The 21308-nt window shown below is 66.7% G+C and carries 21 protein-coding genes, 1 tRNA gene, 2 pseudogenes and 1 other annotated feature; of the genes and pseudogenes, 18 read left to right on the top strand and 6 right to left on the bottom strand.

All coding sequences use genetic code 11. The features are described 5' to 3' along the window. Positions 1-10 precede the first annotated feature (10 nt). Positions 11-637 (top strand): NUDIX hydrolase, encoded by a 627-nt coding sequence (locus ACE11G_RS07780; protein WP_006898313.1) that lies wholly within the window; start codon positions 11-13, stop codon positions 635-637. A gap of 11 nt (positions 638-648) precedes the next feature. Then, entirely contained in the window at positions 649-1575 is a 927-nt protein-coding gene (gene xerD / locus ACE11G_RS07785; protein ID WP_045537988.1) for a site-specific tyrosine recombinase XerD, read from the top strand. 19 nt (positions 1576-1594) lie between these two features. Here the strand turns inward: xerD and ACE11G_RS07790 are convergent, their stop codons facing one another. Then, positions 1595-2494, bottom strand: a complete 900-nt coding sequence (locus ACE11G_RS07790; RefSeq protein WP_375003995.1) for an LLM class flavin-dependent oxidoreductase — start codon at positions 2492-2494, stop codon at positions 1595-1597. A gap of 139 nt (positions 2495-2633) precedes the next feature. On the opposite strand from ACE11G_RS07790, the gene ACE11G_RS07795 reads away from it, so the two are divergent. From ACE11G_RS07795 to ACE11G_RS07850, 12 genes and pseudogenes are all read left to right on the top strand, one after another. After that, a complete protein-coding gene (locus ACE11G_RS07795; protein ID WP_375003996.1) occupies positions 2634-3755 on the top strand; it encodes a DUF222 domain-containing protein in 1122 nt (373 codons plus the stop codon). Beyond that, positions 3724-4946 (top strand): IS3 family transposase gene (locus tag ACE11G_RS07800; RefSeq protein WP_085948520.1). Its coding sequence is split into 2 segments (ribosomal slippage): positions 3724-4003 and positions 4003-4946, totalling 1224 coding nucleotides; the frame shifts between segments, so codons are not numbered across the junction. Before ACE11G_RS07795 ends, ACE11G_RS07800 begins: the two co-directional genes overlap by 32 nt. Continuing rightward, positions 3993-4126: a sequence feature (AL1L pseudoknot), on the top strand. It overlaps the preceding gene by 134 nt. A 29-nt stretch (positions 4947-4975) precedes the next feature. After that, positions 4976-5365, top strand: a pseudogene (locus tag ACE11G_RS07805) (HNH endonuclease signature motif containing protein); the annotation flags it as partial. Between the two features lie 247 nt (positions 5366-5612). Then, a complete protein-coding gene (locus tag ACE11G_RS07810; protein WP_006898309.1) occupies positions 5613-6515 on the top strand; it encodes a ParA family protein in 903 nt (300 codons plus the stop codon). Continuing rightward, entirely contained in the window at positions 6512-7387 is an 876-nt protein-coding gene (locus ACE11G_RS07815) for a ScpA family protein (protein ID WP_278123854.1), read from the top strand. The genes ACE11G_RS07810 and ACE11G_RS07815 overlap by 4 nt, the downstream gene beginning before the upstream one ends. Before the next feature lie 50 nt (positions 7388-7437). Then, on the top strand, positions 7438-8112 hold the full coding sequence (scpB, locus tag ACE11G_RS07820) for an SMC-Scp complex subunit ScpB (RefSeq protein ID WP_231650132.1): 675 nt from the start codon (positions 7438-7440) through the stop codon (positions 8110-8112). A gap of 53 nt (positions 8113-8165) precedes the next feature. Further along, positions 8166-9200 carry a pseudouridine synthase gene (locus tag ACE11G_RS07825; protein ID WP_045537995.1) on the top strand — a complete coding sequence of 345 codons (1035 nt, stop codon included), beginning with the start codon at positions 8166-8168 and terminating at the stop codon, positions 9198-9200. A gap of 32 nt (positions 9201-9232) precedes the next feature. After that, positions 9233-9913 (top strand): (d)CMP kinase, encoded by a 681-nt coding sequence (gene cmk, locus ACE11G_RS07830; protein WP_278127438.1) that lies wholly within the window; start codon positions 9233-9235, stop codon positions 9911-9913. Beyond that, positions 9910-11349, top strand: a complete 1440-nt coding sequence (gene der, locus ACE11G_RS07835; RefSeq protein ID WP_006898304.1) for a ribosome biogenesis GTPase Der — start codon at positions 9910-9912, stop codon at positions 11347-11349. Before cmk ends, der begins: the two co-directional genes overlap by 4 nt. Before the next feature lie 59 nt (positions 11350-11408). After that, positions 11409-11672, top strand: coding sequence for a hypothetical protein (locus tag ACE11G_RS07840; protein WP_045537997.1), 264 nt, complete (start codon positions 11409-11411; stop codon positions 11670-11672). 71 nt (positions 11673-11743) lie between these two features. Continuing rightward, positions 11744-11817 (top strand) — tRNA-Pro (locus ACE11G_RS07845). Positions 11818-11919: 102 nt separating this feature from the next. Next, the gene (locus tag ACE11G_RS07850; protein ID WP_375003997.1) at positions 11920-13272 is read left to right on the top strand and encodes a HEPN domain-containing protein; all 1353 of its coding nucleotides are present in this window, start codon (positions 11920-11922) and stop codon (positions 13270-13272) included. A gap of 43 nt (positions 13273-13315) precedes the next feature. Here the strand turns inward: ACE11G_RS07850 and ACE11G_RS07855 are convergent, their stop codons facing one another. Together ACE11G_RS07855 and ACE11G_RS07860 are read right to left on the bottom strand one after the other, a co-directional pair. Continuing rightward, on the bottom strand, positions 13316-13852 hold the full coding sequence (locus tag ACE11G_RS07855; RefSeq protein ID WP_006895126.1) for a hypothetical protein: 537 nt from the start codon (positions 13850-13852) through the stop codon (positions 13316-13318). Between the two features lie 91 nt (positions 13853-13943). Further along, on the bottom strand, positions 13944-14495 hold the full coding sequence (locus ACE11G_RS07860; RefSeq protein ID WP_081598069.1) for a phage major capsid protein: 552 nt from the start codon (positions 14493-14495) through the stop codon (positions 13944-13946). 1 nt (position 14496) lies between these two features. On the opposite strand from ACE11G_RS07860, the gene ACE11G_RS07865 reads away from it, so the two are divergent. The 3 genes and pseudogenes from ACE11G_RS07865 to ACE11G_RS07875 all read left to right on the top strand — a co-directional run bounded on the left by ACE11G_RS07865 (position 14497) and on the right by ACE11G_RS07875 (position 16838). Then, complete coding sequence (locus ACE11G_RS07865) at positions 14497-15381, top strand: AMP-binding protein (protein ID WP_231650261.1); 885 nt, start codon at positions 14497-14499, stop codon at positions 15379-15381. 92 nt (positions 15382-15473) lie between these two features. Beyond that, positions 15474-16316: a 3-hydroxyacyl-CoA dehydrogenase family protein gene (locus tag ACE11G_RS07870; RefSeq protein ID WP_045538900.1), complete on the top strand. Its 843-nt coding sequence runs from the start codon at positions 15474-15476 to the stop codon at positions 16314-16316. A 65-nt stretch (positions 16317-16381) separates the two neighbouring features. After that, positions 16382-16838 (top strand): annotated as a pseudogene (locus ACE11G_RS07875) (nitroreductase/quinone reductase family protein). Between the two features lie 17 nt (positions 16839-16855). Here the strand turns inward: ACE11G_RS07875 and ACE11G_RS07880 are convergent. From ACE11G_RS07880 to ACE11G_RS07890, 3 genes are all read right to left on the bottom strand, one after another. Beyond that, positions 16856-17155, bottom strand: a complete 300-nt coding sequence (locus tag ACE11G_RS07880; protein WP_375003998.1) for a hypothetical protein — start codon at positions 17153-17155, stop codon at positions 16856-16858. Then, entirely contained in the window at positions 17152-17754 is a 603-nt protein-coding gene (locus ACE11G_RS07885) for a recombinase family protein (protein ID WP_006895120.1), read from the bottom strand. Before ACE11G_RS07885 ends, ACE11G_RS07880 begins: the two co-directional genes overlap by 4 nt. Before the next feature lie 390 nt (positions 17755-18144). Beyond that, complete coding sequence (locus ACE11G_RS07890) at positions 18145-19179, bottom strand: NAD-dependent epimerase/dehydratase family protein (protein WP_006895119.1); 1035 nt, start codon at positions 19177-19179, stop codon at positions 18145-18147. Positions 19180-19388: 209 nt separating this feature from the next. On the opposite strand from ACE11G_RS07890, the gene ACE11G_RS07895 reads away from it, so the two are divergent. Further along, the gene (locus ACE11G_RS07895; RefSeq protein ID WP_039866859.1) at positions 19389-21299 is read left to right on the top strand and encodes a potassium transporter Kup; all 1911 of its coding nucleotides are present in this window, start codon (positions 19389-19391) and stop codon (positions 21297-21299) included. Positions 21300-21308: the final 9 nt, after the last annotated feature.

Below are 21308 nucleotides of genomic sequence, written 5' to 3' on the forward strand. Positions count from 1 at the left end.
TGCTGAGCCGATGAGCGAGCCGGGATCGCACGAGTTCGTCACGCGGTCGTCGCGGACCGAGTACACCGGAGCGATCCTGGCTCTGCGCATCGACGAGGTGGAGATGCCAGGGGGCCGGACGGCCCGCCGCGAGGTGGTCGAGCACCACGGTGCCGTCGCCGTGGTGGCACGCGACGACGAAGGTCGGATCGCGATGGTGCGGCAGTATCGTCACCCGATCGGACGCCGGTTGCTGGAACTGCCCGCGGGTCTGCTCGACGGCGGACCGCAGGAATCGCCGTTGTCGGCCGCACAGCGGGAACTCGCCGAGGAGGCGGATCTGGCTGCGGACCGGTGGCGAGTGCTCGTCGACCTGGTCGTGTCTCCGGGGTTCACCGACGAGGCGTTGCGCGTCTATCTGGCGGAGAGTCTCCATCAGTTGCACGCCGCTGATCGTGAGGACGAGGAGGCGGATCTCGTCCTGGAATGGGTGCCGTTGGCCGACGCGGTGCGGATGTGCCTGTCGGGCGAGATCGTCAACGCGACGGCCGTGTCCGGAGTGCTCGCCGCGGCGGCGGCCGACGCGAGCGGTACGGAACTCCGCGCCACGGACGCACCGTGGCGAGATGAGCCGACGGCCTTCGCGGCACGCCGATAGGGCGGCGACAGATGTCCACCGCGACCGTCGACGACGCGATCGCCCGCTACCTCGACCATCTCACGGTGGAACGCGGGTCGGCGGTCAACACCGTCGCCTCCTACCGTCGCGACCTCGAACGGTATCGGTCGTTTCTCGACGGGCGCGGAATCTCCGAGATCGCCGCCATCACCGAGGAGGATGTGCGCGACTTCCTCGTCGCTCTGCGGCGCGGGGACCCTGGCAGCGGTGTTCCGGGACTGGCCGACTCGTCGGTCGCGCGGACGCTGGTGGCGGCGCGTGGCTTTCACAAATTCTGTACGGCCGAAGGGTTGGCCGGATCCGACGTCGCGCATGCGGTACGTCCGCCTAAGCCGCCGCGGCGCCTCCCGAAATCGTTGCCGGTAGACGATGTTCTCGCGATCCTCGACGCCGCGGGCTCCGGCGACGGGCCGCGCAGCCTGCGCGATCGAGCGCTCGTCGAACTGCTCTACAGCTGTGGTGCCCGGATTTCGGAGGTCACCTCGCTCGACCTCGACGACCTCGATCTGGAGCACCGCGCGGTCGTCTTGCGCGGCAAGGGCGGGAAGGAGCGGATCGTGCCGGTCGGCGGACCGGCGATCGACGCCGTGGACGCGTACCTCGTGCGCGGCCGGCCGGCGTTGGTGAAACGGGCGACGCCGGCGCTGTTCCTGAACGTCCGGGGCGGAAGACTGTCCCGGCAGAGTGCCTGGCAGGTGCTCGTCGACGCCGCGGAACGTGCCGGTGTCGACAAGGAGGTCTCGCCGCACACTCTGCGGCACAGTTTCGCCACGCATCTGCTCGACGGCGGCGCTGACGTTCGCGTGGTGCAGGAATTGCTCGGTCACTCGTCGGTGACGACGACTCAGGTGTACACGCTGGTCACGGTCAACACGATGCGCGAGGTGTATGCGACCGCGCACCCGCGGGCGCGCTGAGTACCGCCCCTCGCCACCCTCACGCCGACCGGTGCTCGGCGACCAGTTCCCGCACAGCGGGTGCCACCTGGGTGCCGATGGTCTCGATCTCGGCCGCGTCGTCCGTCGCGAAGATGAACCCGGTGATGCCGTAGTCGCGGGTGAGACCGGCGAGCTCGTCCACCCAGGATGCCGGCGGACCGCTGAGCAGATCTCCGCGAGCGTCGTTGAAGTGACCGCCGACGTTCAGGTATCGCCGGATAGCCGAGGGGTCACGGCCGGCGTCGATCGCGGCTGCGTCGATCACGGCATTCATCGAGGTCAGATCGCTGACCCCGTTCGGCAGATAGCTGAGCGACGGCAGGCAGCCGTCGCATTTGCGGCCGACGAGTCGGAGCATGCGCGGTTTGTACGCGCCGACGGTGATGCCGATCGGGTGGGCGGGCGCCGGGCCGCGTTTGGCGCCGTCCACCTGGTAGAAGTCACCGCTGAGATGAACGCCGGCGCGGGCCGAGGTGTCCCAGATCGCGCGCATCACGTCGATCGCCTCGTCCAGTGCACGACGGCTTTCTCCGGGGGTGCGACGCGGACCTCCCATCGCCGCGATCGCGTCGACGAAGCCGCCTGCACCCAGTGCGATCTCGCATCGACCGGCGGAGAGCAGATCGAGGCTCGCAGCGGCGCGGGCGAGAACAGCGGGAGGCCGCAGCGGGAGGTTGAGGACGTTTCCGGACAGAATCACGCGCTCGGTCCGCGCGGCGATGAAGCTCAGCAGGGTCCAGGTGTCGAGGAACGCCGGTTGGTACGGGTGGTCCTGGATCGTCACCATGTCGATGCCGGCGTCTTCGGCGGTCAGAGCCAGGTCGACGGCCTGCTGAGGTGCCTTTGACGTACCTGTGACGAAGACGCCGAAACGAAGGTCGAGACCGTAGTCGCTCATGGTTCGCAGACTACGACGACGAGTGCGCGAGCGCAGGCGAGCGCCGACTGTTTTGTCGGAGGTCGGCGGTAGGGTTCGAACATAGAAGCACAGCAGAAGTGTTCTCGGACACTGTGCAGGTCGAAAGGGGGTGGGTTCGATGGACACGTCAGAGGTGCTGCTCCCGGACGACCCGGCCGCCCTCGCCCGCCTGTTGGAGGCTGCGGCGACCAAGTTCGCGTCGCTGCCGCTGTCCGCGGTCCCCGAAGACACCCTGCTGGAAACCGTCGAGACATTGGAGCGTACGCATCGTCGTCTCGACGGTGTCGATGCGGCGGTGTTGGTGGAGGTCTCCGACCGGGCCGTGTATCGCAAGGTGGGGTATTTGTCGGTGCATCAGTATTTGGCGCAGGGGTTGCGGCTCGGTGACGGTGCCGCCCGGCGCCGGCGCGTCAGTGCCGCCGGGATCGGGCGGTTCACCGACCTGCAAGGACAAACCCGCGAACCGGTACTGCCGGCGACCGCGGTCGCGGTGGGCGAGGGTGCGATCGGTGCCGACCACGTCCGCGAAATCGACGCCGTCATGGACAAGATCCCCACCGCCATCGACGCCGACACCCGAGCACGCGCCGAGGCACAGCTGGCCTGGGTCGCCCGCGAGCTGAGTCCGGCCGGTGTCCGCACCGCCGGCATCCGACTGCTCGCGCACCTGGACCCGGACGGAACCGTCACCGACGAACGCGACCGCAAACGCCTGCGCGGCTTCACGATCCTGCCCCAAGATCTGCGGCTGATGAGCAAAGTCCGCGGGTATCTGACTCCGGCGTTGCGGGCGGAGATGGAGGCGGCACTGCCGTCGTGGGCGGCACCGGGAATGAACAATCCCGACGACCCGGATTCCCCGTCGGGGACCGTGGAGTCGGCGGACCCGGCCGCTCTGGCGGCCGCGGTGGAGCGTGATACTCGCACTCCGGGGCAGCGCACCCATGATGGTCTGCAGGCGCTGCTGCGCGCCTCCCGCAGTGGTGTTGGGGGTGGTCGGCGGTCGGGTGATCTGGTCGTCACTGTCACCGACCGGGAGTTGGCCGAGCGCGCCGGGGTGGCGTTGACCGCGACCGGGACTCGGGTGCCGGTCGCGGAGTTGATCGAGGTCGCCGCCGCCGCGACTCCGCATCTGGCCGTCTTCTCCGCCCGCACCGGGCTGAAGCGCCCTGGGTTCCGTTCCGAGTCTCAGCAAGGAGAATCGGAGTATGCCCAAGAAGTTCAGTCCAGAGCTGCGTGAGCGTGCCGTGCGCATGGTCTACGACCGCCAAGCCCGCGAGGGCGGCCCTCGCGCAGCATCGATCCGTGCCGTCGCGCCGCAGCTCGGTGTCGGCACAGAGACGCTGCGGATCTGGTGCAATCGCTACGGCGCCACCGAGCCGGTCGGACCGGGAGAGCCGCTCGAGGAGGAGAATCGCCGTCTCCGGCGGGAGCTCGCCGAGGCGCGACGTGCGAACGAGATCCTGAAGGCCGCCTCAGCGTTTTTCGCAGCGGAACTCGACCGCCCCACGACGAAATGATCGCGTTCGTCGACATGCATCGCGAGAAGTTCGGGGTCGAGGCCATCTGCCGCATCCTCAGTGCGACAGAATGTGGGTTCATCACCTCCCGCGGATACCGCGCTGCCAAGAACAGGCCGGCCTCCGCTCGCAGCGTTCGGGACGAGATGCTGGCGGAGGAGGTGCAGCGGATTCATCAGGCGAACTACAGCGTCTATGGGGTCCGGAAGATGTGGCACGCAATGCGCCACGCAGGATGGAACGTCGGTCGCGACCAGGTCGCGAGGCTGATGAAGATCGCCGGCCTGCAGGGCGTTCGCCGAGGTCGAAAGCCCGTCACCACCTGCTCCGCAGACGGAGATGACCAGCGCCCGGACCTCGTTGAACGGCGGTTCGTCGCGGATCGACCGCAGCAGCTTTGGGTCGCCGACATCACCTACGTCCGGATGCTCTCCGGGTTCTGCTACGTCGCATTCGTTACCGATGTCTTCAGTCGCAGAATTGTCGGCTGGGCGGTCGCGCCCACGCTCCACACGGAGTCTCTGCCATTGCTCGCACTGGAGCATGCACTGCAGTCCACCGGGGTGAGCAGGAACGAAAGCGGATTGATCCACCATTCCGACAGGGGTAGTCAATACGTTTCGCTCGCCTATTCGGACGCTCTGCTCGCCGCGGGAGTTACGGCTTCAGTAGGTACCGTCGGCGATAGCTACGATAACGCGCTGGCCGAGACAGTGAACGGCCTATACAAGGCGGAGTTGATCTACTCCAAGCGGATCTGGGAGTCAGTCAGCGAGGTTGAGCTCGCCACGATGGGCTGGGTCCACTGGTGGAACACCTCCCGGCTCCACGAAGCTCTCGGCTACCGCACCCCGGCGAACGTCGAAGCGACCTACACTCACACCACGACGACCGCGCCCGCGACCGTGTAACCACGGAACGAAACCCAGGGCGCTTCAGGCAGGCGTTGTATCTCGGACGGGGTCGCCGGCTGGCGTCGCGGGCGCAGCGGTTGATGCTCTTCGCCCGCGACCGCGGCTGCACCGCCCCCGGCTGCGACGCCCCGTTCACCCGGACGCAGGCCCATCACTTCCCCGACTGGGCCGACGGCGGCCCCACCGACATCGACCACCTCGGCGCCGCATGCGGGCGTCACAACCGCTCCGTCGGCCCCCGCCGCGGCCAGTGGCAGACGATGATCCTGATCGACGGACCCCACGCCGGCAGAGCCGCCTGGCGACCGAGCGACAACCGCACCGCCCGACGATGGCGGATCAACCAGATCCACCACGCTGAACTGCTCCCGGGCCACGAACCCCAGCCGCCGCCGTTGCCGCAACCGAGGCTGTGAATCGCACTGTCGGGACGGCTATCCCGTTCGGCCGCCGACGGGCGGTCGGCTTCAGTCTCAAGGCGAGGTTGAGGACTCGGCCGACACTCCGACGCCGCCGATTGCGGTTGCGACGTCGGGCGATCATGAACGGACCGGCCAGGTGCAGCAGGTCTGCGGAGCGCCTGCCGTGGACGTCCGTCTCGACACATTAGGATCGAGACGACCAGTTTCGCAGCGTGCACAACCGGGGAGGAGCATCGAACAGGTGAGTGCATCCAACCCCCGCGGCAAAGCACAGCAGGGTCAACTCGACGTGCCGGCGGACAAGCTCGGGCCGACGGGACGCCCCTACCGCGACATTCCGGACCCCGCGCCCCGCGAGAAGCACGGCCCGGCGGTCATCGTCGCGATGTGCAACCAGAAGGGCGGCGTCGGCAAAACCACCTCGACGATCAATCTCGGTGCCGCACTTGCCGAATGCGGTCGACGCGTACTGCTCGTCGACCTCGACCCGCAGGGGGCGCTGTCCGCCGGTCTCGGGGTGGCGCACCATGAACTCGAAGAGACGGTCCACAACCTCCTGGTCCCGCCGTACGCGGCGACCGACGACGTCCTCATGCGCACCCGCGTCGACGGACTCGATCTGCTCCCGTCGAACATCGATCTGTCGGCGGCCGAGATCCAGCTCGTCACCGAGGTCGGGCGCGAACAGGCGCTCGCCCGTGCGCTGCACCCGGTGGCCGACCGGTACGACTACATCCTCATCGACTGTCAGCCGTCGCTCGGCCTGCTCACCGTGAATGCGCTGGCGTGCGCCGACAACGTCGTGATTCCCATGGAGTGCGAGTACTTCAGCCTTCGCGGGCTCGCACTTCTCACCGACACCATCGAGAAGGTTCACGATCGACTCAATCCCAAGCTCGAACTCGGGGGCATCCTGGTCACCATGTTCGACCAGCGCACTCTGCACTCGCGGGAAGTGATGGCCCGCGTGGTCGAGGTGTTCGGCGACGCCGTGTACGACACCGTCATCAACCGAACCGTACGGTTCCCGGAGACGTCGGTCGCCGGTGAGCCGATCACGTCATGGGCGCCGAAGTCGTCGGGGGCGAAAGCGTATCGCGACCTCGCACGTGAGGTGATCGCCCGCAACGAGACTCAGGCGTGACCGGGACCGATGAGACTCTGACCCCCGTCGGCGACGGGCCCGCGACCTCCGGCCCGGAGACGGCAGACGCCGAGGCGGGCGGGCGGAGCGACGGCTTCCAGGTCCGCCTCGCCAACTTCTCCGGGCCGTTCGACCTACTGCTCAACCTGATCAGCCAGCACCGCCTCGACGTCACAGAGGTGGCGCTCCACGTGGTGACCGACGATTTCATCGCATACACCAAGGCGCTGGGCGCCGAGGCCGACCTCGAACAGACCACTGAGTTCCTGGTGATCGCCGCAACCCTGCTCGATCTCAAAGCCGCGCGGTTGCTGCCCTCCGGCGAGGTGGAGGACCCCGAAGACCTGGCGCTGCTCGAAGCCCGCGACCTCCTGTTCGCGAGGCTTCTGCAGTACCGTGCCTACAAGCAGGTCGCCGTCCTGTTCGGCGAACTGGAGGCGGCAGCGCTGCAACGGTATCCGCGCGCTGTTTCGCTGGAGGCGAGGTTCGAAGATCTCCTGCCCGAGGTGGATCTGGGAGTGAATCCGCAGCGATTCGCGGAGATCGCTGCGGCGGCCGTCGTACCGAAGCCGAAGCCGACCGTCGGGCTCGACCACCTGCACGGATCCACGGTGTCGGTGCCCGAACAGGCCAAACGGCTCACCGAACTGCTCACCGCGGCCGATGGTCAGTGGTTGACGTTCGGGGCATTGGTGGCAGAGTGCGCGAACGGACTCGAGGTGGTCGCCCGGTTCCTGGGATTGCTCGAGCTGTATCGGGAGCGCGCGGTGCAGTTCGAGCAGCCGGAGCCGCTCGGTGAGCTCAAAGTCTGTTGGACCGGCGACCGCGAAGCACAGGAGATCGACATCGAGAAGTCGGAGGACTACGGATGACGACAGAACCGGGGATGACGAGCGATCATGGGCGGACGGACGAACCCGACATGGACGCCGGCATCGACGAGGGCGATCACCTGGAAGACGACGAGTTGCGGGCCGCTCTGGAAGCGGTGCTCCTCGTCGTCGACACGCCGGCAACGGTGGACGAACTCGCGTCCGCTGTCGGTCAGGACCGCACACGCGTCCGGCAGCTGCTTCGGCGGATGAGCGCCGACCTCACCGCGGCAGGCAGCGGGATCGACCTTCGCTTCGCCGGCGACGGATGGCGCTTCTACACCCGCTCCGACTACGCGCCCTACGTCGAGAAGCTGCTGCTCGACGGCACGCGGAGCAAGCTGACGCGGGCGGCGCTCGAAACGCTCGCCGTGGTCGCCTACCGGCAACCCGTCACCCGTGCTCGCGTGAGCGCGATCCGCGGAGTCAACGTCGACGGAGTGGTGCGGACACTGCTCGCACGCGGGCTCATCAGCGAGGCCGGGACCGACGAGACGACGAACGGCACGCTGTACGTCACCACCGAGCTCTTTCTCGAGCGGCTCGGTCTCGCGTCCTTGAGTGATCTGCCCGACATCGCACCCCTGCTTCCGGGCGTCGACGTGATCGACGACCTCGGCGAGGAACTCCTCGACGATCCGCGATTCGCCAAACTGGGCGGTGGCCAGGCACAATCGAATGTTGATGTCTCGGCGCAGGCATTGGCGGAGGCCGATGAGGGCTGAGCCGCCTCGGGCCGTGACACCACCTGAAAATCAATACAGTTGAAGGACACTTCATGGCATCCGCTAGCCGAGACGGCACACCGGGAAAGCGACGAGGGAGCGGGACCAACCGCTCGTCGTCGGACAAACAGAATGCACGCGGCAAGAACGTGGCAGGCAAGAAGGGCGCTCCCTCGGGCAAGCGCGGCGCGCCGGCCAAACGCGGTGGTCCGGGACAGCAGCTGTCGAGCCGCAAGCCGCATCGCAAAGGCAGCTCCCGCGTCGACGTCGAGTCGGGCAAGATCCGCCTCAACAACTCCAAACCCGCCCGGCACCAGGTGGCTGAGGTGGAGGGCGACGGCGTCACCTACGTCTCCGACGGGATGCGACTGCAGAAGGTCCTCGCGGCGGCGGGCGTCGCCTCCCGTCGAGGCGCCGAGGAACTGATCGCCGCCGGACGTGTCGAGGTCGACGGCGAAGTGGTCGTCGAGCAGGGACTGCGGATCGACCCGAACACCGCGATCATCAAGGTCGACGGCGCCCGCGTCGTCATCGACGAGTCCAAGCAGTACCTGGCGCTGAACAAGCCCAAGGGCTGGCACTCCACGATGAGCGACGAGCACGGCCGACCCTGCATCGGTGACATCGTCGCCGAGCGTGTGATGGCCGGTCAGCGCCTCTTCCACGTCGGGCGGCTCGACGCCGACACCGAAGGACTGCTCCTGCTCACCAACGACGGCGAGCTCGCGCATCGCCTGATGCACCCGTCGTACGAGGTGCCGAAGACGTACCTGGCGACGGTGCGCGGCGAGGTCAACCGCGGTCTCGGTCGAGAGCTGCGTCGGGGAGTGGAGCTCGAGGACGGCCCGGTGAGCGTCGACTCGTTCGCGCTCCTGGAGGTGAATCAGGGCAAGTCGTTGATCCGGCTGACCCTGCACGAAGGGCGCAAGCGAGTCGTGCGTCGCCTGCTCGCCGAGGTCGGTTTCCCCGTGACACGACTGGTCCGTACCGACATCGGTCCGGTCGCGCTCGGCAAGCAGCGTCCCGGCAGCCTGCGCGTCCTCGACAACAAGGAGATCGGCGCGCTGTACAAGGCGGTGGGAATGTGACCGGCGTCAGCGAACCGAGTGCTGCTGAGCCGATGAGGGTCGTCACGATCGACGGCCCTGCGGGAACCGGCAAGTCGACGGTCTCGGGCAAGCTGGCGTCCCGTATCGGGGCCCACATGCTCGACACCGGAGCGATGTACCGTGCCGCGACGCTCGCCGTCCTGCGGGCGGGAGTTCGGCCCGACGGTGACGAGGTCGGCGACATCGTCGACGCCGCCGATATCCGGCTGACGGCCGGCGGCGACGACGCGGGGGACACCCAGGTGTTCCTCGACGGTGAAGATGTCTCCCGAGAGATCCGCACCGACGAGGTCACCGCGGCGGTGTCCGCGGTGTCGGCGAACCCGCGGGTGCGCGAGAAGCTCGTCGAACTGCAGCGCGCGCACGCCGACGACGCGTACCTGGTCGTCGAAGGACGTGACATCGGCACCGTGGTATTCCCGGACGCCGCACTCAAAGTGTTCCTGACCGCGACGCCCGAGGCCCGGGCCGAGCGGCGTCACCGGCAGAATCTCGCTGCCGGCCGCGAGAGCATTCTCTCCGAGGTCCTCGACAGCGTGAACCGTCGCGACCATCTGGATTCGACCCGAGCGGTGTCGCCGCTGCGCGCGGCCGACGACGCGGTGCTGGTCGACACCAGCGACATGACCCTTGAGCAAGTGATCGACCGGCTCGCCGAGCTGGTCGCCGAGCGGATCGGAGTCCGCCCATGAGTGACGATTTCTCCACCGAGTTCGCCGACCCCAACCTGGCCGGCGACGGCACATGGTCGGACGAGGGCGATTGGGACCTGTCCGATTTCGTGACCGACGACGCCGCGGGAGAGAGCGCCGCACTGCCGGTGGTCGCGATCGTGGGACGGCCGAACGTCGGCAAGTCGACCTTGGTGAACCGCATTCTCGGTCGTCGTGAGGCGGTCGTCGAAGACGTCCCGGGTGTCACGCGTGACCGTGTGTCGTACAAGGCCGACTGGATCGGCCGCCAGTTCATGGTCACCGACACCGGTGGGTGGGAGCCGGATGCCAAGGGGATGGGCCTGGCGATCGCCGCCCAGGCCGAGTACGCGATGCGCACGGCTGATGCGATCGTCCTCGTCGTGGACGCCACCGTCGGCGCCACTGCCACCGATGAGGCCGTCGCCCGTGTGCTGAGGCGGTCGAAGACCCCGGTGCTGCTGGCGGCGAACAAGGTCGACTCTGAGCGGATGGAAGCCGAGGCTGCATCGCTGTGGTCGCTCGGGCTGGGGGAGCCGCACACCATTTCGGCTGCTCACGGCCGCGGTACCGGAGATCTCCTGGACAAGATCCTCGAGGTTCTGCCGGAGTCGCCGCGCGAACGATTCGCCGTCGGCGGTCCGCGGCGTGTCGCGCTCGTCGGAAAGCCGAACGTCGGTAAGAGCTCGCTGCTGAACAAGTTGGCCGGTGAGGAACGCGCTGTGGTCGACAACGTCGCGGGCACCACCGTCGACCCCGTCGACGAGTTGATCGAACTGGGCGGCAAGCCCTGGCAGTTCGTCGACACCGCCGGATTGCGCCGCAAGGTGCGGAACGCCACCGGGCACGAGTACTACGCGTCGCTGCGGACCCGTGCGGCACTGGACTCGGCCGAGGTGGCTCTGCTGCTGATCGATGCCAGTCAGACGATCACCGAGCAGGACCTGCGCGTGCTGTCGATGATCGTCGACAGCGGTCGTGCGCTCGTCGTCGTGTTCAACAAGTGGGACCTCGTCGACGAGGACCGCCGCTACGAACTCGACAACGAGATCGACCGTGAGTTGGCGCGCGTTCCATGGGCACGGCGGGTGAACATCTCGGCGATGACCGGGCGGAGCGTCCAGAAGCTGGTTCCCGCGCTCGAGGGCGCGCTGGAGTCGTGGGACAAGCGCATCTCCACCGGTCAGCTCAACTCGTGGCTCAAGGAGATCATCGCCGCCACGCCGCCGCCGGTGCGCGGAGGGCGACAGCCGCGTGTCATGTTCGCCACGCAGGCCGCGACCAGACCTCCGACCTTCGTGTTGTTCACCACCGGCTTCCTGGAGGCGGGGTACCGCCGCTTCCTGGAGCGGAAACTGCGCGAGCGGTTCGGCTTCGACGGTTCGCCCGTGCGGATCAACGTCCGTGTGCGCGACAAGCGCGACCGAAAGAAGTAACTACGTGCCCACAGCGCCTGAGTACGAGTAGTGCTCGGGCGCTGTGGCACAATTCCGGCATGTTGATCATCGGAATCGTCCTCTGGGGCATGCTCATCGGTGCTGCCGCCCAACTGATCCTCGGAACCGGCCGCAAGGGGCTCAACTGGGGCATGGCTCTGGCCTCGGGCCTCATCGGCTCATTCGTGGGCGGACTCTTGATCAGCCTGATCGCCGGTGACGGTATCGAGTTCCGTCCCAGCGGCATCATCGGCTCCATCATCGGGGCTCTGATCGTCTCCGCGATCTGGATCGCGGTCGACCGTCAGCGCGCCGAAAAGTAGCCGTACGCAGGCGATTAGCAGTCTGGCCGTCGGGTGAGCTAAGGTGAATTCGCTTCGCCAGGCGGAGCAGACGGGCTGTGGCGCAGTTTGGTAGCGCACTTGACTGGGGGTCAAGTGGTCGCAGGTTCAAATCCTGTCAGCCCGACGTCGTGACCAGCACTTATGTGCTGGTCACAGTCGTGTGTGCCCTCTACGTGCCCACTCTTGCGCGTCAATCCGCAATCTTCGTCCGTGCTTTGATTACGCGGTGGACAAGAAGGTAGATGAGACTCTCGGTGGAACTATGGGTCATTTTTGGGTAGACCTGGCGACCTACAACCGAGCCGACACCTCCTGGCAAGGGCATGCCGAGCAACAGGACGACTACCTCGCCATTCGGACTATCAAACGACCCGACGAGGGACTCCCACAGCCGGGGAGTACTCCCATGCCAGACGCCGTTTATGGCGCTACTGAGGTCGGCGGGACGGTTGCCTACGACATTCGAAGTGTCCCCGAGAACAGCGTAATGGGGGGTAACAAGATCTCTGTACGCTCCTACCTCGCGCGCGGATTCGTTGTCGGTGTTGACCCGAGCGAGCTAGCCAGTGCGAAGGTTGTCTCGATCACCGCGAACTTCTATGGACTTGTCATGTGGAGCGGAGCGAAGGGCGCTCACATCGACTACGACCGGCAGCCAGACGGCCGGGTCAACACAATGACCTACACGGTTCGCCGGGTGACTCCGATCACTGCGGAGATCAGCGACCGGCGGACCCTGGAGATTGGTGTCAGTTGGGAAGCTAGCGAGCGCCAGTTCGATCAGTTCTCGGCGTCGACACCACTGACATTCACCATCACCAGATCTAGGCCCGGTACATGGTATGAACTCATTCGCCCGGTGATTGCCTTCCAGGATCTAATCAACTTGGCCTACGACGCTTTCGTCCCGTGCGTCGGCGGTTCGCTAGTCCCTCACTACCGGAAGGACGTTGAGCCGAGCAAGGGTGCGCTGTGGAGCAATTCGCTCATGGACGTTCCCGAGGGGGTAAAGCGCGCCTCGGAGAAGTCCGAGCGGCCGGCCTTCTCACTCGGGGCAATTGGTGGTGCGCCAGGCGTGCGGCGATGGCTGTTGTTGGCTGAGACGCATCCCCGCGCGGTGGGGCCGTTGACCAGCGCTCGCCGATTCGGCATGACGACGGTCGAGGTCGAGCTAATGAACATCGCCGTCGCTATCGAGTACTGGGTCGGAGCGTGCAAGAAGGAGTCGACTACGAGGCCGAAGTGGACCAAGGTCAAGAACAAGGGGTACGCCGAATTGCTGGCTATGCACGTTGGTTCAGCGTTCCGGAAGTTCGTCGGTGGTGATGAGTGCAAGTGGGCGCGTCTGTTCTGGGACCGATACACAGCTCTGAAACACGACCCATTGGTTTCGTATGACTCGTACGAGGTTTCGACCCTGATGAGGAGCGGACGGATACTCCTGATGTGTGCTCTACTCAACCGGGTAGCAGGTTCTAAAGCGCCCACGAGGTGGATCTGTCAGTCCACCCAGTTCTATCACTTGGGCGAGCGCACGCGGGACCTCATGGCGAGTAATCCGAAGCTCTTTCGGCGGTAGCGCGTTACCTCACAGGCGTGGTGATCCCGGCCGCGCATGACGGTCAGGCCACGCCGGGACAGAACTCGTGTTTCTGGCGCCGCGCGCCGGTGACGGCGTGGAGTCCGACGGGTCCGCCTCCGCTGAGTCCGGCCGATGCCGGAGTGAGGGCGGCCATGTCGGCGCCGATGCCGGTGTGCTGGCCGGCGGAGTGCCGTGGAGCTCGTGGTGGGTTCGGCCGGCGTCGGGTCGGTGCCGACGCCCCGCCCTGGCGCCGGCGGGCGGCCATGTTGGCCTCCGTGGCCTGGGCGCGGTTGGTCGGGAGTGCTCCGCCGGCTCGCTGCGCAGACGTCGCGCGCTCTCCGCTGGTGCCGTGTTGGCGGTGGAGACGGGCTAGTGAGACTTGGGGCCGGGCGGCTCGGTCGTCGGGGATCTGGCCCCCGTTGCGGAAGTTCGGAATCTGGCCGCCATCGCGGAACGGGGAGATGCCAGCGGAACTGAGATCGACGTCCCCAACGAACGGTAGGTTCTTCGCCAGCCAGGTGACTCGTGATCCGCTCCACTCCATGCCGAAGTGCGGGATATGGTCCATGATGCCCACGGCGTGAATCTCCTTGTGTTGAAACGGAACCGAGGCCCAGGCGCCGCGCGGCGGAGTGCGGAACCTGGGCCTCGGAGTCAGAGGGTCATTGTCAGGCGGCGGTGCCGACCTTGACGATGGCCTCGGGGCGGTAGACGCTCACGCCGAACCGGCCCTCGACACGGACGCGGGTCTGGTTGCGCTCGAACAGTTCGCCCGAGGTGTCCCACTCGATATCGACGGCCGCGCCCACGACGTCCACGCTCACTGCCGACGGGTCCAGGACCACGGCTGTCTTTGCCGGGAGCGCGGTGGTCAGGACCGCGCGGAGTCCCCACAGCTCACGTTCCATGAGGTCAATCGGGACGACTCGGAATGCGATGGCGTCGTCCGAGGTGGCCAGGAGTTCCACGGCCTCCCAATCGGCCGGGGAGATGAACAGGACGCTCGGCTCGTAGCCGAGGGTTTCCTGGGCCGTGATGGCCTTACGGATGGACGTCAGGGCGTTGGTGGCGAACGCCTGGATCTGCACGCCGCTGGTGTTGAGGAGTCCGGTCAGGTGGGCGCCGGTGCCGTCTCCGCCGATCACCTCGACCTCCAGGGCCTTGTCCAGGCCGTAGACGAGAACTGTACAAGACCGGCGGCGAGCTCGTGGCGCCGGCATCGTGTTCACCGTCGTTCTCGGCGGTACCGCCGTGCACGTCGACCGATGGGACCCGGACTGGGGCGTGCAGGTGATCCGGGAGGAAGGGGTGACCACCTTCTTCGGCGCACCCACGTTCCTGCAGGACATGATGCGCACCGATCTCGCCGGTGATGCGGACAACCCGCTCTCGTGCCTGGTGATCGCCGGATCGTCGGTACCGCGGAATCTGCCGGTCCAAGCCGCGGAGGCTCTCGGCGCCTACGTGGCTCCCGCCTGGGGGATGACCGAGTGCAGCATCCTCGTCTCGTGTACGCCGAAGGAGTCGGACGCCATTCTGCGCACCGACGGGTCGGTCTTCGAGGGCTCGGAGATGCGCGTGGTCGATGTCGACGGCAACGAGTGCCCGGCCGGAGTGGTCGGCGACCTCCTGATGCGGAGCCCAGGTGTGGTCTACGGCTACTTCGACCGACCCGATGCCACAACGCGAGACTATCGCCCGGGACTGTGGTTCTCGACCGGCGACCGAGCCGGCATCGACGAACACGGCTGGATCTCCCTGTCGGGACGGAGCAAGGACATCGTCATCCGGGGCGGCGAGAACGTCCCGGTGACCGACATCGAGTCGTTGATCTTCGACCACCCCGACGTGTTGAACACGGCCGTCATCGGCATTCCCGACGAACGGCTCGGTGAACGTGTCTGCGCGGTGCTCGTGATGAAGGACGGCCGGCCCGCGCGCACGCTCGCAGGGCTGTCGGAATACCTTCTCGCGCAAGGGCTCTCGAAGCACTACCTCCCCGAACGTATTGTCACGCGCGGTGAATTGCCGATCACGCCCAGCGGCAAGATTCAGAAGTTCCGACTGCGGGAATCGCTGACTGACGGAGTCGGTGGCGCGGGCTGAATCGACGCGCCATGTCATGTATCGACGACTACATCGAGGTGCTGCGGAACTCCCGCAGGCCGGACCAGACCATGCAAGAGACGGAGACGAAGATGAGCTTGCCCACCAGGGTCGGGGTGTACGGAGGCGGACGGATGGGAGCCGGGATCGCGCACGCCTTCCTGTGTTCCGGCACCGCGGTCACGGTGATCGAAGCGGACGACTCCGCCGCCGACCGCGCTCGCGATCGGATCGCTTCGAGTCTGACCAAAGCGGCGGAGAGGGGCGTGCTCGCCGATTCCGTCGACGACGTACTTCGCCGAGCCGACGTCACCACCGGCGCTGAGAACCTCGCCGAATGCGGACTGGTCATCGAGGCGGTGCCGGAGATCGTCGAGGTCAAAGCGGAGGTCCTGGCGCGCATAGAGAAGACCGCTCCGCTCGCCGTCGTGGCGACCAACACCAGTTCGCTGTCGATCGACGGTCTGGCCGATTCACTCACCTCACCGGAGAAGTTCATCGGTCTGCACTTCTTCAACCCGGTGCCGGCCAGCGACCTCGTCGAGATCGTCGTCGGCACGAAGACGTCCGAGACACTGGTCGCCGATGCTCAGCAGTGGGTGCGCGACATCGGGAAGACCGGTATCACCGTCACGGACTCGCCGGGGTTCGCTTCGTCGCGGCTCGGAGTGGCGATCGCACTCGAGGCGATGCGGATGGTGGAGGAAGGTGTCGCCTCCGCGGCGGACATCGACACGGCGATGACCCTCGGCTACAAGCATCCCACCGGACCCTTGCGCACTACGGACATCGTCGGACTCGACGTCCGTCTCGCCATCGCCGAGCATCTCGCCAAGGAGATCGGACCGAGGTTCGAGCCGCCCGCGATCCTCCGTGACAAGGTGGCAGCCGGGCATCTCGGCCGCAAGACGGGGCAGGAATTCTACGAATGGTGACCTGTTCGGTCGGTTGAGCGGTCATCCATGACTGCCGAGGGCGCTGCACGCGCCGTTCCGGCACAATGGGCCGCATGAAGCTCTCTGACACGACCGCGTCCGCCGGTGCCTGGGTTCTGGAGAACGGTCATCGCGCGTTCCTGGCGATCACCTGGCGGACGCTTCCCGAAGCGGATGCTGGGGATGCAGACTCTTGAGCTTCACACGATCGGAAGGAAGTCGGGGCAGCGCCGGTCGACGATGCTCACGGCACCGATCTACTCGGCCGATCAGATCGTGGTCGTCGCCTCGAAGGGCGGACACTCCGACCACCCCGACTGGTACAAGAACCTCGCAGCGAACCCCGACGTGGAGGTGACTGTCGACGGTACGACGACCTCATGGACCGCGCGACGGGCGAGCGCCGAGGAGAAGTCGCGGCTGTGGCCGTCGATCGTGAAGATCAACCCCGGATACGAGGGCTACCAGCGCAAGACCGATCGGGACATCCCCGTGGTCATTCTCACGCCGCGCGGCAGGTAAGACCGACGCGAGGGATGTCAGGGGGTCCCGTGGCGAAGGAATCCGTAGAGGCCGGCGCGGTAACCGCGCTGATAGCTCAGGTCGTCGTCGGGGTCGGTGCCGTTCTCGAGAACTGACGCCGCGTGGTGCCGCGCCCACGTCGACGGAAGGCTCGACAGGTAGGCGAGCGACTCGTCGAACCCCTGCTGGAAGAGGTCCGGATCGAGGCATGCGTCGAGTTCCGGATCGACGAGCGGATACGACGTCGGCAGACGCGTCACGGTGGCGTGACCGCTGAGCGGCGCGGTCGTCTGAGGGTCGGCGGAGTGAGCGGTCATCGGCGGGTTCGTCTTTCAGCGAGGGTTCGGTACAGGGTGGCTCGGCTGACTCCGAGTTCGGCGGCTATCGCGGGTACGGGATGGCCGGCGGCACGCATGCGCTCGGCGGCGGCGGCTTGGGTCTCGTCCAGCGCGCGGGGCCGGCCGACGCCGGAAGCGGCGTGGGAGCGCCGATGCGGAGACCGACGGTGTTCCGATGTCGGCTCCTCGTCGTCGAGCTCGGCGAGGGACGCCAGGACACCGACGATCATCGCTCCGGCGGGGTCTGCGGTATCGACTCCCTCGCGTAGCGACTGCAGTCCGATCCGCCGCCGAGTGAGTTCGCGCGCACTCGAGAGCACTTCGCGTGCGGTGCGGCCCAGTCGGTCGACGCCGACGACGACGGCGGTGTCTCCGGGCCTCGCGTAGTCGAGCAGCGCTGCCCAGCCGGGGCGCTCGGAGGAAGGGGTACCGGCGCCGGACCTGTCGCTGTAGATCCGCGACGGTTCTACGCCGGCATCGGTGAGCGTATCGATCTGTGCCTCGAGTCGCTGAGACCCTCCGGGCGCTCGTGCATAGCCGAGTCGGTACCCGGCGCCGACGGCCTCATCGTCTCTCATGTCTCATAATGTATCGCAAAAGTAGCGGGTCTTGGTTTTGCGACACTCCCGAATTCGAGTGGTCCGCTCAGGCTGGTCGAGCGAGCGCAGTGGGGGTGAGGTCGTTCCTGTGATGGTGGTGGTTCATTTCGACTCGCTGCGCTCGCTCAATAAGCCTGAAGATGAGGCCTGACTGGGTCGCTCGCTCAGTGAGCGCGAAGATTGGGCCTCGCGGGGTCGCTCGCAGTAAGCCTGAAGATCAGCCCGGCGGGATCGCTCGCTCACCAGACCTCGTCGCAATAATAATTTTGCGACTGTCGCATAATGGTGAGATGCGAAAACGCTGCTCGCCTCGCCCGGGTGGGGGGCGAGACGAGCAGCGCGGGAGTTCTTGGAGGGGCTGGGGCGGGGTCAGCCGACCGGGGTGGGGAGGACCGACTCGAACGCGCGGCCCGACCGGGGGCGCGCGGAACCCATCTGCTTCGAGTCGCACAGGAAGGAGACGAGGTCGGCGAGAGTGTCCGCGGACGGCCGCGGCTCGTAGCCGAGCTGTGTCCGTGCCTTGCTGATGTCGACGACGGGTTGGGCGACCAGCGCCGCGATGGACGCACGCGAGACGAGGTCGGAGCCGAACAGATGGCTGATCGGTTCGGCGATGGGGACCACCACGTTCAGCAGACGCAGCGGTACGGCGAACAGCGGGCGGAATCGCCCGCAGAGCTCTGCGACGGCGCGCATGGCCTCGAAGAGGCAGACCTGTTCACCGCCGAGCAGGTAGTTCTCGCCGGTGGCGCCGTGCGCGGCGGCGAGGGTGAGGCCCTTGGCCACGTCACGGACGTCGACAAGATCGAAGTTGCCCTCGACGAACAGGGGGACTCTGCCCTGCGCCGCGTCGCGCAACATGCCGTTGATGCGTGAGAGTCCGTGGTCGACGGGACCGTACACACCGGTCGGGTTGCAGATCACGGCGTCGAGCCCGTCCGCGATCACCTTGCGCAGTTCCTGCTCGCCCGCCCATTTCGATCGGTCGTACACCGGGAGCGCGGGATTCTCCGAGCGCGCGGAGTTCTCATCGACGATCCCGTTGTCGGTGTACTGGTCGAAGGAGTGAATCGAGCTGCAGTGGACGAAGCGTCGCACACCGGCGGCGAGCGCGGCTCGAGCGGTGGATGCAACGCCCTGTGTATTCACTCGCCAGGCGAGTTCGTCCTGCTGTTTGAGGGTGATCATCGCGACGAGGTGATACACGGTGTCGACGCCGTCGAACGCGGCGACGAGTGCGTCGTGGTCGAAGATGTCGGCGGCAGTCCAGGTCACCTGCGGGTGATCGAGGCCGTGCGCCGGCGACACCCGGTCGATGGCGACGACGTCGTGCCCGTCGGCGACGAGCTGGTTGACCAGGTTGGTTCCGACGAATCCAGCAGCTCCGGTGACGGCGACCTTCATGTGCATCCTCATTCCCGACGTGACAGACCACAGTGCCCGGTGATCTGGCGTGCCCCGTCCCAGCAGACTAGAACACGTTCTAATTCGCACGAGGCTATCTGGCCCGCTCACCGCCGCGCAAGGGTGTCGCGGATTTGTCGTCCGCGCCGGGGGTTCGCACGTGCCGTTACCGGCCCCGTCTGCGCGCGGTCCGGGGTACTGTCCGAGGAATGTCTGAACAGGCAGTGCGCGCGGTGCGACCGCTGCGAGCGGCGATGGTCGTCGGTGCACTCGGCGTGGTGTTCGGAGACCTGGGGACGAGTCCGATCTACACCGTTCAGACGGTCTTCGACCCGAGGGACCCGCACCCGATCGCGCCGACGTCCGACAACGTCTACGGCGTGGTCTCTCTGATCTTCTGGTCGGTGATGATCATCGTGACCCTCACGTATGTGCTGCTCGCCATGCGCGCGGACAACGACGGCGAAGGCGGGATTCTCGCTTTGATGACCCTCCTGAAACGGTGGGTGGAACAGATCGATCCGCGGACGTTCATCGTGCTCTCCGCACTCGGCATCCTCGGAGCCGCACTCTTCCTCGGGGACAGCATCATCACCCCCGCGATCTCGGTGCTGTCGGCCGTCGAGGGCCTCAAAGTGGTCGATCCGGAGCTGCATTCCTGGGTGGTCCCGCTGACCGCATTGATCGTCTTCGTGCTGTTCCTCGCCCAGCGGTTCGGCAGCGGCGGCGTGGGTCGCTACTTCGGGCCGGTGATGGCGGCGTGGTTCGTCGTCATCTCGGTGCTCGGAATACACGGAATCACAGCCGAACCCGGCATCCTGCGCGCACTGTCGCCGACCTACGCGGTCGGTTTCGTCGCCGGTCATTTCCACGTCGCGTTCTTCGCGCTGGCCGCGATCGTGCTCGCCGTGACCGGGGCCGAGGCGCTCTACGCCGACATGGGCCATTTCGGGCGCAGACCCATCTCCACCGCATGGATCCTGATCGTCGCGCCGGCCCTGACACTCTGCTACCTCGGTCAGGGCGCCCTGGTGCTTCACGACGTCCGCAATCTGAGCGCGCCGTTCTTCCTGCTGAGCCCGCAGTGGGGGCAGATCCCGCTCGTGATGCTGACGACGATGGCGACGGTGATCGCGGCGCAAGCGGTGATCTCCGGTGCGTTCTCCGTCGCCTCGCAGGCGGCTCGTCTCGGCTACATGCCTCGTCTACGCCTGGTGCACACCTCCGACCGCGAGTACGGGCAGGTGTACGTTCCGTGGCTCAATTGGTTCCTGATGGTCTCGGTGATCACCCTGGTGTTCGCATTCCGCAGTTCCGACGCCCTCGCCTACGCGTACGGCATGGCGGTCACCGGGACCATCGCGATCACCACGATCCTGTTCTTCGTCGTCGCACGGCACCGTTGGCGGATCCCGTGGTGGCTGCTGGCGCCCGCCGCGGCCGCACTGTTGACCGTCGACTTGCTGTTCTTCGCGGCGAACATCACCAAGTTCGTCCACGGGGCGTGGCTGCCGTTGGTCATCGCTCTCGCGGCTTTCGCGATCATGACGACGTGGCGGCGCGGTCGCCTGCTGGTAGCGGCTCGTCGATCGCTGCTCGAGGGCCCCGTCGACGAGTTCCTCCAATCGCTGCGGTCGGGGGAGCGCGAGGTCGACGTGGTGGACGGCACGGCGGTCTTCCTCAATCGCGACCCGGCCAGCGCACCGCTCGCGTTCCGGGCGAACGTCGATCACAACCGTGTCCGGCACCGGCAGGTCCTCTTCGTGTCGGTGGAGGTCGCTACCGCGCCCCGCGTCGATCCTGCGGCGCGGGTCCGCAGAATCGACCTCGGTGCCGACGACGAGGGGATCAGCGCCGTCGTCGTCCGCTTCGGGTATGCCGAGCCGCCGGACATCCCGGCGACTCTCGGTGCGATACGTGACCTTCCGGTGGGTGTGGACCCCGCGGCAGTGACGTACTTCCTGTCGACTGTGGAGTTGCGTCTGAGTGACGAACCGGGCCTGGCGGGCTGGCGCAAGCGAGTGTTTCTGGCGAGTTCGCACGTGTCGTCGGACGCGAGTGACTACTTCCGGCTTCCGCGCGAGCAACTCGTCGTGATGGGGGCACGGATCCCGGTGTGACGCAGGCGG

This window comes from Gordonia sp. PS3 (assembly GCF_041950545.1).
In the GTDB taxonomy this organism is placed as follows: domain Bacteria; phylum Actinomycetota; class Actinomycetes; order Mycobacteriales; family Mycobacteriaceae; genus Gordonia; species Gordonia sihwensis.

Excerpts from the sequence above, each read along its gene's own strand:
- ACE11G_RS07780 (WP_006898313.1), top strand. The coding sequence starts at position 11 with ATGAGCGAGCCGGGATCGCACGAGTTCGTCACGCGGTCGTCGCGGACC.
- xerD (WP_045537988.1), top strand. The coding sequence starts at position 649 with ATGTCCACCGCGACCGTCGACGACGCGATCGCCCGCTACCTCGACCAT.
- ACE11G_RS07790 (WP_375003995.1), bottom strand. The coding sequence starts at position 2,494 with ATGAGCGACTACGGTCTCGACCTTCGTTTCGGCGTCTTCGTCACAGGT.
- ACE11G_RS07795 (WP_375003996.1), top strand. The coding sequence starts at position 2,634 with ATGGACACGTCAGAGGTGCTGCTCCCGGACGACCCGGCCGCCCTCGCC.
- scpB (WP_231650132.1), top strand. The coding sequence starts at position 7,438 with ATGGACGCCGGCATCGACGAGGGCGATCACCTGGAAGACGACGAGTTG.
- ACE11G_RS07825 (WP_045537995.1), top strand. The coding sequence starts at position 8,166 with ATGGCATCCGCTAGCCGAGACGGCACACCGGGAAAGCGACGAGGGAGC.
- cmk (WP_278127438.1), top strand. The coding sequence starts at position 9,233 with ATGAGGGTCGTCACGATCGACGGCCCTGCGGGAACCGGCAAGTCGACG.
- der (WP_006898304.1), top strand. The coding sequence starts at position 9,910 with ATGAGTGACGATTTCTCCACCGAGTTCGCCGACCCCAACCTGGCCGGC.
- ACE11G_RS07840 (WP_045537997.1), top strand. The coding sequence starts at position 11,409 with ATGTTGATCATCGGAATCGTCCTCTGGGGCATGCTCATCGGTGCTGCC.
- ACE11G_RS07860 (WP_081598069.1), bottom strand. The coding sequence starts at position 14,495 with ATGCCGGCGCCACGAGCTCGCCGCCGGTCTTGTACAGTTCTCGTCTAC.
- ACE11G_RS07870 (WP_045538900.1), top strand. The coding sequence starts at position 15,474 with ATGAGCTTGCCCACCAGGGTCGGGGTGTACGGAGGCGGACGGATGGGA.
- ACE11G_RS07880 (WP_375003998.1), bottom strand. The coding sequence starts at position 17,155 with ATGACCGCTCACTCCGCCGACCCTCAGACGACCGCGCCGCTCAGCGGT.
- ACE11G_RS07885 (WP_006895120.1), bottom strand. The coding sequence starts at position 17,754 with ATGAGAGACGATGAGGCCGTCGGCGCCGGGTACCGACTCGGCTATGCA.
- ACE11G_RS07890 (WP_006895119.1), bottom strand. The coding sequence starts at position 19,179 with ATGAAGGTCGCCGTCACCGGAGCTGCTGGATTCGTCGGAACCAACCTG.
- ACE11G_RS07895 (WP_039866859.1), top strand. The coding sequence starts at position 19,389 with ATGTCTGAACAGGCAGTGCGCGCGGTGCGACCGCTGCGAGCGGCGATG.